The sequence below is a fragment of the Kitasatospora sp. NPDC028961 genome (assembly GCF_055564815.1).
On the sequence record NZ_JBVHVO010000003.1, the window covers coordinates 624729 to 638155 of the forward strand.

The following is a 13427-nucleotide window of genomic DNA, read 5'->3' on the forward strand; positions in this document are numbered from 1 at the left end:
CGGGCGAACCGGGGCGCGGCCGGGCCCGCCGAGACGGGCGACGGTACCGGGCGCGGGACGGGCCGGGCACCGCGGGGTGCCCGGCCCGGCCCTCCCCGGTGGCGCGGCTCCTGGACGGGGCCCGCCGACGGGTGGACCGGGCGCGGCGGGCGGCGCAGGCCGGCCCCCGCGGTCCCGCCCTACAGCCGGGGGTCGACCGGCTCGGACTCCAGCGCGAGGACGGCGAACACCGGCTCGTGCACCCGCCAGAGCGGCTCGCCCGCCGCCAGCCGGTCCAGCGCCTCCAGGCCCAGCGCGTACTCGCGCAGCGCCAGCGAGCGCTTGTGCCCGAGGAAGCGCTGCCGCAGCTGGTCCAGGTACTGGGTGTAGTCGGGCCCGTAGATGATCCGCAGGTACTCGCGGCCGCGGACCTTGACCCCGGGCTGGACCAGCCCGCCCGGGCGGCCCTCCCCGGCCCTGCCCCGGGCGGGCGAGACCAGCGGCTTGACCACCATGCCCTCGCCGCCCGCCCCGGTGAGCTCCTCCCACCAGGCGACGGCCGCGGCGACGGACGCCTCGTCACCGGTGTCCACCAGCAGCCGGGCCGTCCGGTGCAGGACCGGGGCGTCCGGCTCGGCCGCGCGGTCGGCGTCGACCAGGCCGTCGATCCAGGCGAGGTGTTCGTCGTGCGGGCGCACCGCGAGGTTCGCCCCCTCGGCGGCCAGCACCTGGAACGGCGCCAGCCGGATGCCGGACAGGCCCTCGGTCGGCCAGCAGTACCGCCGGTACGCCTCGGTGAAGGCCCGCGCGTCGGCGGCGCGCTGCCGCTGGCGGGCCGTCAGCGCGGAGAGGTCGAGCCCGCGGCCGGCCGCCTGGTCCAGCGCGGTGAGCACCTGCGGCAGCGCCGCGCGCGCCGCCGCGCCGACCGCCGCGTACTGGCGGCGCAGCAGCTCGGTGGCCTTGAGGGACCACGGCATCAGCTCGGTGTCCAGCAGCAGCCAGCCGGTGCCCAGCCGGTCGAAGAGCCCGGAACTCTCGGCCGCGGCCCGCAGCCGGCCCAGGACGGCGGCGGTCAGGCCGTCGTCGCCGAGGAACGCCCTGCCGGTCCGGGTCCAGATCGCCCCCGGGCCGGCCAGCCCGAACCGCTTCTCCAGCGCGGTGTCGTCCCGGGCCACCAGCACGACCGCGCGGGAGCCCATGTGCTTCTCCTCGCAGATCACCTGCCGGACGCCGTCCTCGCGGTAGGCGAGGAAGGCCTCCTCCGGGTGTTCGAGGTAGCCGGGGCGGCGCGAGGTCGCGCTCGGGGCCATGGTCGGCGGCAGGTAGGCGAGCAGCCGGGGGTCGATCGCGAAGCGGCTCATCACCTCCAGCGCGGCCGCCGCGTTCTCCTCCCGGACGGCGATCCGGCCGTGCAGCGCGGTCTCGACCACCCGGCGGCCGGCCACGTCCGCGAGGTCCAGCGGACGGCCCTCGCGCGAGCCGGGCGCGTCCGTGATCATCGGCCGGACCGGTGCGTACCACTCCTGCTCCGCCTCGACGCTCACCAGCTCGCGCTCCGGGTAGCGCAGCGCGGTCAGGCTGCCGCCGAAGACGCAGCCGGTGTCCAGGCAGATGGTGTTGTTGAGGAAGCTCGCCACCGGCACCGGCGTGTGGCCGTAGACCACCAGGGCCCTGCCCCGGTACTCCTCCGCCCACGGGTAGCGCACCGGCAGGCCGTACTCGTCGGTCTCGCCGGTGGTGTCCCCGTAGAGCGCGTGCGAGCGCACCCGGCCGGAGGCCCGGCCGTGGTACTTCTCCGGCAGGCCGGCGTGGCAGACCACCAGGGCGCCGCCGTCCAGCAGGTAGTGGCTGACCAGGCCGCGCATGAACGACCGGACCTCGGCGCGGAACTCCTCCGACTCCCCCGCCAGCTGGTCCAGCGACTCCTGGAGGCCGTGCGAGACGGTGACCTTCTTGCCGTCCATGGCCCGGCCGAGCTTGTTCTCGTGGTTGCCCGGGACGCAGACCGCGTGCCCGGCCGCGACCATGCCCATCACCAGGCGCAGCACGCCCGGCGTGTCCGGGCCGCGGTCGACGAGGTCGCCGACGAAGACCGCGGTGCGGCCCTCGGGGTGGACGGCGTCCACCGCGCGGCCGGCGTCGTCCCGCGCGAGGGCGTAGCCGAGGCGGGTGAGCAGCGTCTCCAGCTCGGAGCGGCACCCGTGGATGTCCCCGACGATGTCGAACGGACCGGTGAGGTGGCGCAGGTCGTTGAAGCGCTTCTCGGGCACGATCTCGGCGGCCTCGACCTCGGCCTCGCCGCGCAGGACGTGCACCTTGCGGAAGCCCTCGCGCTCCAGGCCCCGCACCGAACGGCGCAGTTCGCGGTGCTGGCGCGGGACCACGTGCGCGGGCAGCTGGCGGTCCGGGCGGGAGCGGTTGCGCTCGGCGCAGACGCCCGGGGGGACGTCCAGCACGATCGCGATCGGCAGCACGTCGTGGTCGCGGGCGATCCGGATCAGCTGCTTGCGGGCCTCCGACTGGACGTTGGTGGCGTCCACGACGGTCAGCCGGCCGGCCGCGAGGCGCTTGCCGACGATGTAGTGCAGCACGTCGAAGGCCTCGGCGGAGGCGGACTGGTCGTTCTCGTCGTCAGCCACCAGGCCGCGGCAGAAGTCGGAGGAGATCACCTGGGTGGGCAGGAAGTGCTTGCGGGCGAAGCTGGACTTGCCCGCGCCGCTGGTGCCGATCAGGACGACGAGGGAGACGTCGGTGACCGGGAGGCGGCGCGCCCCGGGGGTGCCGGGGGTGCGGGTGCCGGGGGTGCCGGGGGTCTCCGCGGTGGTGGGCGTGGGCCCGGTGGGGCTCGGGGACTGTGCGTCGTCGTCGGTCGTCATCGGGGCTCGCCCCCTTCGGGCGTCGTGCGGGCGGGTGCGGTGGTGCAGGCGGCGACGGTGGAGCCGCCGGCGGCCGCCGGGTCGGTGGAGACGGTGGAGCCGGCCGGTGGGACCGTGGGCTCGGTCGGGGTGCCGACGCGGAACAGCGCGAGCTGGGTCGGCGGCCCCACCTCGGGATCCTCCGGCCCGACCGGGCGGATCACGACGGTGTAGCCGTACGTCCGCGCCACCCGCTCGGCCCAGGCACGGAACTGCGCGCGGTCCCACTCGAAGCGGTGGTCGGCGTGCCGGACGTGGCCGGCCGGCAGACTCTCCCAGCGGACGTTGTACTCGGCGTTCGGCGTGGTGACGACGACCGCCGACGGGCGGGCCGCCCCGAGCACCGCGTACTCCAGGGCGGGCAGCCGGGGCACGTCCAGGTGCTCGATCACCTCGCAGAGCACGGCCGCGTCGAAGCCCTTCAGCCGCGCGTCCGTGTACGTCAGCGCGCCCTGGACCAGCTTGACCCGGGCCGCCTGACGCTCCGGCATCCGCTCCAGCCGCAGCTTGCGGGCCGCCGCGGACAGCGCCCGGGCGGACACGTCGACCCCGAGCACCTCGGTGATCCGGGCGTCCTTGAGCAGGGCGCCGATCAGCTCGCCCTGCCCGCAGCCGAGGTCGGCCACCCGGGCCGCCCCGACCTCGCGCAGGGCGGCCAGGATCGCCGTCCGGCGCTGCTCGGCGAGCGGGGGCTGCTTCGGCGCGGCCCCCGCCGCCGCCTCGGTGGGCCCGGCGGGCTCGGCGGGCTCGGCGCCTGCGGGGTGCGCGGCGCCGGGCTCGGAGCCGTCGGTGTCGTCCACCGCGTTGTCGATCTCCTCGACCTCGCGGTCGTCGGCCTCGGCGAGCCGGGCCAGCTCCAGGCGTTCCATCGCGGTCCGGGTGAGCGACCAGCGCCGGGAGAGGTACCGACGGGCGATCAGGGCCCGCTCCGGGTGGTCGGCCAGCCAGCCCTCGCCGGCGGCGAGCAGCTTGTCGACCTCGTCCGGGGCGACCCAGTAGTGCTTGGCACCGTCGAGCACCGGCAGCAGGACGTAGAGCTGCTGGAGCGCGTCCGCGAGGCGGACGGTCGCGCAGGACAGCTCGACCCGCACGTAGCGCGACTCGCCCCACTCGGGGAACTCCTCGTCCAGCGGGACCGCCACCGCCTCGACCTGCCAGCCCAGCGGCTCGAAGAGCCGGGCCACCATGGCCGGGCCGCCGCCCTCGCCCGAACCGTTGGCGGGCACGGCGGGCAGCGCGATCCGCAGCGGGCGGGGACGCTCGGCCAGTCCGGGGCGGGCCTCGCAGACACCCTTCATCGCCGACCGGAACACCGTCCGCAGGGCCACCGCGAGCAGCGAGGACGCGGCGTAGGGGCGGTCGTTGACGTACTGCGCGAGCGCGAAGTCCGGCGAGCCGCCCCGCCCCTTGCCCCGGCCGCGGCGGACCAGTGCGATCGGGTCGATGTCGAGCAGCAGCGCGGCCGTGCAGAGCTCGTCGCCCGCCTCCGGGTAGAAGACGTGGGCCTCGCCGTGCGACGTCCCGAACCGCTGGACCTTGCCGGGGTGTTTGTGCAGCAGGAAGCCGAGGTCGGTGGCCGGACTCTCGGCAGTACCGGTGGTGGAGATCGACATGAACACCGGCCCGAGTATTGCCCAGCTCCCGCCCGCCGAGCACCGGGTTTTGCGCGCCGGGTACCGGGTTCCGCGCGCCCGGGCGTGGCGTGGTCTCCCGGGGAGGCCCCGCGACGGCCCGCCGGGGACCTCGCGCACGGCGCTTCCGGGCCCCTCCGCGACGGCTCCGGACCCGGTCGCGCCGCGGCCCGGAGCGGCCTGCGGCCCCGTCCGCACGGTGAGCGTGTTCGGCACCGACGGCTCGCATTCGTTAACGTGCACGATGTGACTGCTGAATCCACCTCCCTCGCAAGCGGCGCCGTCGCCGCCGGTCTGGCCACCATCGCCGCCGACGGCACCGTCCTCGACACCTGGTACCCCGCCCCCGCCCTGGCCGCCGAGCCCGGCCCGGCCGGCACCGTCCGCCTGACCGCCGAGCAGGCCGAGATCGAGCTGGGCGCCGGCGCCGCCGAGGCGCTGCGCGCCGACGCGCGCCGCGGCGTCGAGGTGGTCGCCGTGCGCACCACGATCGCCTCGCTCGACGAGAAGCCGATCGACGCGCACGACGCCTACCTGCGCCTGCACCTGCTGAGCCACCGTCTGGTGAAGCCGCACGGCCAGAGCCTGGAGGGCCTGTTCGGGCTGCTCGCCAACGTGGCCTGGACCAGCATCGGCCCGGTGCAGGTGGACAAGGTCGAGCAGGCCCGCCTGGCGGTCCGCGCCCAGGGCGGCCAGCTCGCCGTGTACGGGATCGACAAGTTCCCGCGGATGACCGACTACGTCGCCCCCTCCGGGGTGCGGATCGCGCACGCGGACCGTGTCCGGCTCGGCGCGCACCTGGCCGCCGGCACCACCGTGATGCACGAGGGCTTCGTCAACTTCAACGCCGGCACCCTGGGCACCTCCATGGTCGAGGGCCGGATCAGCGCGGGCGTCGTCGTCGGCGACCACAGCGACATCGGCGGCGGCTCCTCGATCATGGGCACCCTGTCGGGCGGCGGCAAGCAGGTCGTCTCGGTCGGCGAGCGCTGCCTGCTCGGCGCCAACGCCGGTATCGGCATCTCGCTCGGCAACGACTGCGTGGTCGAGGCCGGTCTGTACGTCACCGCCGGCACCCGGGTGACCACCCCGGACGGCAAGGTGGCGAAGGCGGTGGAGCTGTCCGGCCAGGACAACCTCCTCTTCCGTCGCAACTCGCAGACCGGTGCGGTCGAGGTCATCGCCCGCGCCGGCTCCTGGGGCGGTCTGAACGCCGAGCTGCACGCGCACAACTGATCGCCTCCTTCGAGGTCTCGGGCCCCGGCGCCGCTTCGGCGGCGCCGGGGCTTCGGCTTTGCGGGGCGGTTGCCCGGGGTGGCGTCTGCCCGTCTTCGGGGGCCCACCCCCACCCCTCCCACCGCTCCCCTCCCGAGGCGCTGGTCGTCCGGGCCGGTGACAGCCCGGACGACGAGCCGGACGGTCGCCGGGTCCGCGCACGGGCACGGGCACGGCCGTGCCGACACCGGCCGGCACCGGCCCCACTCGGCCCAGCCGCGTGCCCGCGTGCCCGCGCGCCCGCGCGCCCGTCCGCGCGCCTGCTCGCCTGCTCGCCTGCCCGGTGCCTAGCCGAGGCGGCTCACCGGCGGCAACCCGGGCTCACCCGGGAGGCTTACCGTCGACGGGAGTTGGACCGCATCGGGTGGTGCCCGGTGACCCGGCCGCGCGGAGATTCGTTGGTTGCTGCGGCGGGGCGTCGGAGCCGTCGGCGAGGCGGCGGTGGGCCGCCCCGCGCCACCGGCCGGCCCACCGCCGCCCGCCTGACGCCGCACCACCGATCCGAAGAGGTCCCCTCATGTCCGAACCCTGGTCCGAGGCACCTGCCGCGCCACAGTCCCCGAGCGACCCGTCCGGGTCGGCCGCCGCACGGCCGACCGGCGCCGCCACCCCGAAGAGCCTGCTGGAGCAGATGCAGGAGCTGCTCGCCTCGGTCACCGCGGACCTCGCCGACCTGCAGTCGTCGGGCGCCCGGCGCACCTCCCCGAGCGGCTACCCCACCGGCACGGACACCTCCGGCGCACCGGCCGGGCCCGGCACCCGGTAGTCCGGCCGCGGAGCCTCCTGTCCCGGCTCGCCGTCACCCGGCGGGCCGAGCCGGAGCACCAGTAACGGCGACCCCTGTCCGGCCGCCGGGAGCGGGACCGGCGGTGGATCGACCTCGTCGCCCGTCGTCTCCCGATCGCCCTCGGCCCGTCGGACGGCCTCCCGCAGCCGGCCCACCACCTCCTTGCAGTCGGCGCCGGCGTCGACCCCGTCGATGCACGTCCAGTAGAGGCTCTCGGTGTCGGCCCCACAGGCCAGCACCACCAGCGTCTCGCCGACCTCCTGGAGCAGCCCGAGCAGCTCCTCCAGGACCGGGCCGATCTCACCGAGCCCGGTCAGCCGCCCGGCGCGGCCGCCGATGCCCAGGCCCAGCAGGGCGGACGAGTCGCCCGCGGACTGGTCCAGGCAGCCGGCCGCGTGCGCACCCGCCTCGGCCAGCTGCTGACCGAGGCCCGCCAGCCCGAGGTCGTCCGGTCCGGGGTCCTCCAGCTCCGCCAGCCGGGCACCCACCGCCTCGGTGAGCAGCGCGGCCTGCCGCGCCTCCAGGAGCACGTCGGACACGTTCCTGGCCTCCGCCAGGGCGTGCCGGGCCGTCTTGATCAGTCGCAGCGCCTCCATCGGCCGCCACCCCTTCCACCCGTTCTCGCCGTGCCCGCCCGGTCGTACGGCCCGTAGGACCCGTACGACCGGTGGACACCTGGTCACGGCGAAAGCGTGCGCCGGCGAAGGGATCGGCGCAGCCACCCGCTCGGAACCTGTGGACAACCCCGGGGCTGTGGACAACTCTTGTCCCTCCCAGGGGTTGTTCGCCTACGCCCGGTTGACGCCGACCGCAGCACGGGGCGCGGCCGGGGCCCGGCCGACGGTCTCGGCCACAGCCGGAACCCGACGGTCCCGCCCACGACCCGGCCATGGCCCGGCCACAGCCGGAACCCAACGGCCCGCCCCCGGCCCGGACCGACCCTCAGTGCGCGGACCCCGCCCCCGGTCCCGCCCCGGACCCCGGCGCCGGGAAGCGCAGCTCATTGCGCTCGATCTTGGCCGCCAGGGCGGTCAGCGGGTCCACGCCCATCACCGTGCAGAACTGCAGCAGGTACGCGAGGACGTCGGCGACCTCGTCCCGCACCCGGTGCGCCGCGTCCGGCTCGGACATCACCGAGGCGGCCTGCTCGGGGGTGAGCCACTGGAAGATCTCCAGCAGCTCGCCGGCCTCCACGGTCAGCGCCGCGGCCAGGTTCTTCGGCGTGTGGAAGGGCTCCCAGCTGCGCGCCGCGGCGAACTCCGTCAGCCGCTGTCGCAAGCTCTCCAGGGTGGGGCCGGCGGGTTCCGTCTCTCGTTCGCTCACCCGTCCAGGTCTACCGCATCCCGGGCCGCGGCCGCCCGTCGCGGTGGCCCGACCACCCCCGGCGATCCCGGAAGCGGCCCCGCCGCCTCCCCGCGCGCGGCCTGGGCCGGTACCCGCGCGGTCTCCGTGCGCAGCACGGTGTGCCCGGAGCCGGGGTCGCGCCGGCACTCCACCAGGGCGACTCCGGGCGGCAGTTCGCCCGGCCCGCCGAACGCCTCCCGCACCGCGGCCGGTTCCTGGAGCGCGGCCAGGACCCGCAGCTGGTTGCGGCCGGCCATCTCCCGGGCGAGCCGCAGCAACGAGGCCGCCTGCTCGGTGCCGAGCCCCGCCCCGAGGTCCTCGGCGAGCACGGTGAGCTGCCGGTGCGCCCAGGGCACCTCGGTGGCCACGTCGAGGTCGAGCACCCCGGCGCCGGTGAGCAGCACGGCGGCGAACGCGAGGTGGCGCAGCATGCCGTCGGAGGCCTGGTCGGCGCCGGTGCGGCCGAGGACGCCCTCGTCGAAGACGGCGAGGACCCGTTCGTCGGCGCCGGCGCCGCGGTGGGCGAGGTCGATCCCGAGCAGCGGGTGCGGGGCGGCGGACTGGACGACGCGCAGCAGCTGGCCGTACCGGCGGGCGCATTCGTTGCTGAGCCGGGCGATCACGGCGGAGATGTTGGCGGCGCTGCCGAGCAGGCGGGCCTGTGGGTCGGGGCGGGCCCAGTCGCGCATCAGCCCGGGCACGGGGTGGACGGGGAAGACCTCGCGCAGGGCGGTGAGCACCTGTTCGGTGGCGGCCAGCACCGTCCGTTCGCCGGGCGAGGACCCGGCGACCCGCAGCGGGATCTGGGCGGTGATCAGGGTGGTGTTCGGGAAGGGGGCGTGGATGTCGCCCTGCCGGGTGTCGTTGTGCCAGCCGACGTTGACGCGGTGGCGGCGGAGGTCCTGCTCACCGGTCTCGACGAGGGTCCGGCCGTCGAGGGTGAGCTGCTCGCGGGCGATCCGGACCGGGCCGTCGGTGCGGATGACCAGCTCCAGCCGGATCGGCCCCTGGTCCGAGCGGACGGTGCAGCCCAGGATGACGGCGTCGCGGCCGTGCGGGACGCAGCCGTCGAGGCCGCCACGGATGGGCGTGCCGAGGGGGCCGCCGCGGCCGGGCAGGCCGTCGAGGGAGTCGCCGATCTCCTCGCCGAGGGCGAGCCGGGAGAGGACGGCGAGGGCGTCGAGGGCGTTGGACTTGCCGACGCCGGCGGGCCCGTACAGCACGGTGAGGGGCGCGAGCGGCAGGACCGCGCGCCGGTAGGACTTGAACGAGGTGAGCCGGATCTCCTCGACGGTGGGGCGCTGCACGGGCGGGGGGCCTGGGTCCGGGGTCCGCTGGTGGGGGTGGGCCGGCGCTGCGGGCGGGGTGGCGTCGCGGTTCACCCGTCGGACGTTAGCCTCCGCTCGGGTGGCAGAAACGTGCCTGCCCGGCAGATTCATCCCAATGAGGCACCTTCATCCCAACGAGGCGGCCGCGGCCCGACCAGGGGCTATGCCGTGTACCGGCCCGGGACTACGGCCCCCACACCGCCGAGTACCCCCGGCACCCCCGGCCCCCGGCACCCCCGGCTCCCCGCCCCACCCGCTCAGCGCCGGTAGGCGGCGACCGTCACGGAGGCGGTGACCTCGACCGGGTCCGGCAGGTCGGCGAGCCGGGCGGCCAGCCGCTCCCGGTCGGTGTGCCAGGCGCTCGGCCCCATGCCGACGACCGTGCGGACGTCGGCGGCGGACAGCCGCAGCCCGAACTCGACCTCCTGGCGCCCGGCCGGTGTCAGATGGGGGCCGAGCTTCTCGTCGATCCGGCGCTGCTTCTCCTCGTCGACCGAGAGCAGCCCGAGCGCGCCGACGAGTTCGCGCAGGTGGCGCGGCGTGGGCGAGACCAGCAGCAGGGTGGCGCCGGGGCGCAGCACACGACGGATCTCGGGGCCGTTGCGCGGCGCGAAGACATTGAGGACGAGCCCGGCGGCGCCGTCCAGCAGCGGCAGCGGGCGCCAGGCGTCGCAGACCACGGCGCCGATCCGGGGGTGGGCCCTGGCGGCCCGGCGCAGCGCGTACTTGGAGATGTCGAGGGCGGCGCCGGGCCGGTCGGGCAGGGCGTCCAGGACGTGGGCGAGGTAGTGGCCGGTGCCGGCGCCGAGGTCGGCGACCAGGCCGTCCGGCGCGACGGCGGCGGCGGCTTCCGCGAGGGCGGCGGCGATCGGGCGGTAGTGGCCGGCGGCGAGGAAGTCGCTGCGGGCGGCGACCATGTCGGCGGTGTCACCGGTGCCGGTGTGCGCGTCACCGGCGAGCAGGCTGACGTAGCCCTGCTTGGCGACGTCGAAACTGTGCCCGGTCGGGCAGCGCAGCGCGCGTCCGTCGGGGGTGAGGGCCTGCGCGCAGTGCGGGCAGGCCAGGTAGGGCTGGATGTCCTGCAGCAACGTCCGTCTTCTCTCGCCGTCCGGTCGTGCGGTCCGGCCGGAGGGCTCAAGCCTAACGACCGGCGGTGTCCCGCCGCGCATCCCGTGGTGCCGGGACGCGGTGGCCGCCGCCCTGCCGGGCCACCCGCAGGGCGAGGGCGGCGAGGGCCTCGGGGGCACCGGCCTGGCCGCGGATGCCGGGAAAGGCGTTGATGTCGACGATGACCGGCTCGGCGGGGCCGTCGAGCAGGTCGACGCCGTAGACGTCGAGGCCGAACACCTCGCCGACCCGGCGGGCCAGCTCGGCGCGGTCGGCGGGCAGCTCGCGGGGGCCGAACGCCCCGCCGTCGGCGGGTTCACCGGCGGGTTCGGCGAGTTCGGAGCGCCGGCGGGCGCAGAACACCTGCCCGTCGACGACCCAGAGCTTCTGGTCCCAGCCGGTTCCGGCGAGGTAGGGCTGGGCCACCACCGGCTCGTCGGGCCACGCCTCGGCGAGGGCGCGCAGCCGGGCGGCGTCGTCGACCCGGGCGACCAGGTCGCCCCGGCGGCTGTGCCGGCTCTTGATCACCAATGGGTAGTCGGGATCGGGCAGTTCGGCGAGGGCGGCGGCGGTGCGGGTGGCGGCGAACGGCAGGCCGGACCGCCGGGCGAGGTCGGCCATGGCCGTGCGGTCCTGGCAGAACGCCGTCGCGGCGGCCGAGTTGACGACGGGGGCGCCGCGCTCCTCCAGGTGGCGGGCGAGCGCCAGGGCCTGCGGGGTGCGGGCCTTGAGCAGGTACACGTCGGCGAGCGGGCCGGGGCCGAGGAGGTCGGCGGGCGGGAGGTCGTCGCGGTTGGCGTCGAGGCTCTCGACCCGGTGGTCGGGGGCCAGCAGCGCGGCGGTGGCGGCGAGCAGCGGGTGACCGGGGTCGGGGGTGAGCAGGCCGATCCTCACAGCGTTCCGCCCACCGCGCCGTTGACGAGGTCGGCGCGTCCGAGGCCGTCGAACGGGCCCGCGCCGCCCACGGCCACGACCGCGCCCTGGACGGGCAGCCGGACCGGCTCGGCGACCGGCCCGGACGGCTCCTGCGCGAGCGCGGGCGCCGGGGCGGAGACGGCCGTGCCGGTGCGGGCCAGCCGCAGCACGGCGCGGGAGACCCGGGCGACCGCGTCCGGCACCTGGCGGAAGCTGGGGAAGTCGTTGATGTCGACGACCACCGGTCCGTCCGGGCCGAGCAGCACGTCGACGCCGTAGAGGTCGAGGCCGAACACCTCCCCGACCTGCGCGGCGATCCGCGCGACGTCGCCGCCGAGCGGCACCTGCCGCTCGCGCACCCCCTGGCCGGGGTGGAGCGGGGAGCAGCGCTCGGTCGCGTAGAGCTCGCCGTCGACGCAGTACACCTTGAGGTCGGTGCCGGAGTTGGGCACGTACGGCTGGGCGATCAGCAGGCCCTCGCCGGCCAGCTCGGGGCCGAGTTCGACCAGGTGGTCGGGGGTGGGGACGAGCCGCACGGCCCGACCGGAGCTGCCGTCGGCGGGCTTGACCACCAGCGGGTACTCGGCGGCCGGGATCTCGGCCAGCCACTCCCAGCGGGCGGCGGCGTAGGTCACCGGAACCGGCAGGCCCCGGGTGCGCGCGATCACGGCGGCGAGCGCCTTGTCCCGGACGCCGCGGATGGAACGGACGTCGTTCACGGTGGTGAGGCCGACGGCGGCGGCCGCCTCCAGGAGGGTCAGGCCGGGTCCGCCGGAGACGGTCTTGAGCACCCAGGCGTCATGGCTGCCGGCCCGCACCGCCTCGGAGATCGCCATCAGCGAGTTCCCGGGCCGCAGCACGTCCACCCGGTGGCCCCAGGCGGTGAGTTGACGCACCACGTCGAGCGGCATGCCGTCGTGCCGGTAGTGCTCCTCGACCAGAAAGCAGAGCCTCATGAGCCTGTCATCCCCCTCGCCTCTCCCCGTGCCGACGCCCGCCGTCCGGTCCGGCGGAGCTGTAAAGGCCCCAGGATGCCACGCGGCCCGCACACAAGATCGCCCGGCCTGTAAGCATTCGGCAACAATCGGTCCGATATGCCCGGCCCCCGGAGTGGGCGGCAGCCGCCCGGGAAACCCGGCCGTCAGCACATGGACCGGCCGTCCGCGCGCCGACCCCGCGCACGGCGGGCCGACCGCAAATCGCTGGCAGGAACCCGACCGGCCTGCTTGGATGCACCGCGTGACTTCTGCCGCCGCTCTTGATCCCGCCCTCCGCCCCCTCCTCGACGAGATCGAGCGCTACTACGACGCCGTACCGCGCAGCGCCGCCCGCGTCGAGGACTTCGGGCCGCTGAGCCTGTTCGTCCGCGAGGGCGAGGGCTGGCCGTACTACGCCCGCCCGGCGCTCGGCCACACCGGCCCGGCGGTCACCGCCGAGGACGTCCTGCGCGTGCTGGCCCGCCAGCGCGAGCTGGGCGCGCCGCAGGCCTTCGAGTGGGTGGCCGAGCACGATCCGCGGCTGCGCGCGGCGGTCGAGGAGGCCGGGCTGACGGTGCACGAGCACCCGCTCCTGGTGCTGGTCCCGGACCAGGAGCCCACCCTGCCGGAGACCGCGCCGCCCGCGGGAGTGTCGGTGCGGGTGCTGGCCGCCGAGGACCCGGACCTCGCGAGCGCGGTGGCCGTCCCGCACCTCGCGTTCGGCGAGCCGGGCACCGCCACCGGCCTGGCCGGCCCCGACGAACTGGCGGCAGCCGCCCAGCAGTTGGCCTCCGACGGCACGGTCGAGCGGATCGCCGAACGGATCGCCGCCGGCCGTACCGTGCTCGCCGCGGCCGTCCAGGACGGTACGGCGCTCTGCGCCGGCCAGCACAACCCGGTCGGCCCGGTCACCGAGGTGGCCGGCGTCGGCACCCTGCCGACGGCCCGCCGGCGCGGCCTCGGCCTGGCGGTGACGGCGGCGCTGGTCGCGCACGCGCGGGCGAACGGCGTGCGGACGGTCTTCCTGTCCGCCGCCGACGAGGACGTCGCGCGGATCTACCGCCGGGCGGGTTTCCGCCCGTTCGCGACGGCCCTGATCGCCGAGCCCGCCGCGACCGAACCCACCACCACCGAGCCCGCCACGGCGTAGCCGACGGCGAGCGGGGGCC

General features: G+C 76.3%; 11 protein-coding genes. 3 read left to right on the forward strand and 8 right to left on the reverse strand.

Going from position 1 to position 13427, the window contains the following annotated elements; genetic code table 11:
• Window positions 1–179 precede the first annotated feature (179 nt).
• Both ACZ4UX_RS10230 and ACZ4UX_RS10235 read right to left on the reverse strand, forming a co-directional pair.
• Window positions 180–2855, reverse strand: a complete 2676-nt coding sequence (locus tag ACZ4UX_RS10230) for a polynucleotide kinase-phosphatase (RefSeq protein ID WP_465706273.1) — start codon at window positions 2853–2855, stop codon at window positions 180–182.
• Window positions 2852–4513, reverse strand: coding sequence for a 3' terminal RNA ribose 2'-O-methyltransferase Hen1 (locus tag ACZ4UX_RS10235; RefSeq protein WP_465706274.1), 1662 nt, complete (start codon window positions 4511–4513; stop codon window positions 2852–2854). The genes ACZ4UX_RS10230 and ACZ4UX_RS10235 overlap by 4 nt, the downstream gene beginning before the upstream one ends.
• A 258-nt stretch (window positions 4514–4771) precedes the next feature.
• Between ACZ4UX_RS10235 and dapD the strand changes: the two genes are divergently transcribed.
• Window positions 4772–5761: a 2,3,4,5-tetrahydropyridine-2,6-dicarboxylate N-succinyltransferase gene (gene dapD, locus ACZ4UX_RS10240; RefSeq protein ID WP_465706275.1), complete on the forward strand. Its 990-nt coding sequence runs from the start codon at window positions 4772–4774 to the stop codon at window positions 5759–5761.
• A gap of 556 nt (window positions 5762–6317) precedes the next feature.
• Window positions 6318–6566 (forward strand): hypothetical protein, encoded by a 249-nt coding sequence (locus tag ACZ4UX_RS10245; RefSeq protein WP_329487658.1) that lies wholly within the window; start codon window positions 6318–6320, stop codon window positions 6564–6566.
• Here ACZ4UX_RS10245 and ACZ4UX_RS10250 read toward each other — a convergent pair.
• From ACZ4UX_RS10250 to ACZ4UX_RS10275, 6 genes are all read right to left on the reverse strand, one after another.
• The gene (locus ACZ4UX_RS10250) at window positions 6512–7183 is read right to left on the reverse strand and encodes a DUF6099 family protein (protein WP_465706276.1); all 672 of its coding nucleotides are present in this window, start codon (window positions 7181–7183) and stop codon (window positions 6512–6514) included. The genes ACZ4UX_RS10245 and ACZ4UX_RS10250 overlap by 55 nt on opposite strands.
• Window positions 7184–7529: 346 nt before the next feature.
• Window positions 7530–7910, reverse strand: coding sequence for a nucleotide pyrophosphohydrolase (locus ACZ4UX_RS10255; protein WP_465706277.1), 381 nt, complete (start codon window positions 7908–7910; stop codon window positions 7530–7532).
• Window positions 7907–9238, reverse strand: a complete 1332-nt coding sequence (locus tag ACZ4UX_RS10260; RefSeq protein ID WP_465706278.1) for an AAA family ATPase — start codon at window positions 9236–9238, stop codon at window positions 7907–7909. Before ACZ4UX_RS10260 ends, ACZ4UX_RS10255 begins: the two co-directional genes overlap by 4 nt.
• 278 nt (window positions 9239–9516) lie before the next feature.
• Entirely contained in the window at window positions 9517–10347 is an 831-nt protein-coding gene (locus tag ACZ4UX_RS10265; protein ID WP_465706279.1) for a putative RNA methyltransferase, read from the reverse strand.
• 52 nt (window positions 10348–10399) lie between these two features.
• The gene (locus ACZ4UX_RS10270; RefSeq protein ID WP_465706280.1) at window positions 10400–11260 is read right to left on the reverse strand and encodes an ATP-grasp domain-containing protein; all 861 of its coding nucleotides are present in this window, start codon (window positions 11258–11260) and stop codon (window positions 10400–10402) included.
• A complete protein-coding gene (locus ACZ4UX_RS10275; RefSeq protein ID WP_465706281.1) occupies window positions 11257–12237 on the reverse strand; it encodes an ATP-grasp domain-containing protein in 981 nt (326 codons plus the stop codon). Before ACZ4UX_RS10275 ends, ACZ4UX_RS10270 begins: the two co-directional genes overlap by 4 nt.
• 283 nt (window positions 12238–12520) lie before the next feature.
• Here ACZ4UX_RS10275 and ACZ4UX_RS10280 point away from each other — a divergent pair, with 283 nt between their 5' ends.
• A complete protein-coding gene (locus ACZ4UX_RS10280) occupies window positions 12521–13408 on the forward strand; it encodes a GNAT family N-acetyltransferase (RefSeq protein ID WP_465706282.1) in 888 nt (295 codons plus the stop codon).
• Window positions 13409–13427 lie beyond the last annotated feature (19 nt).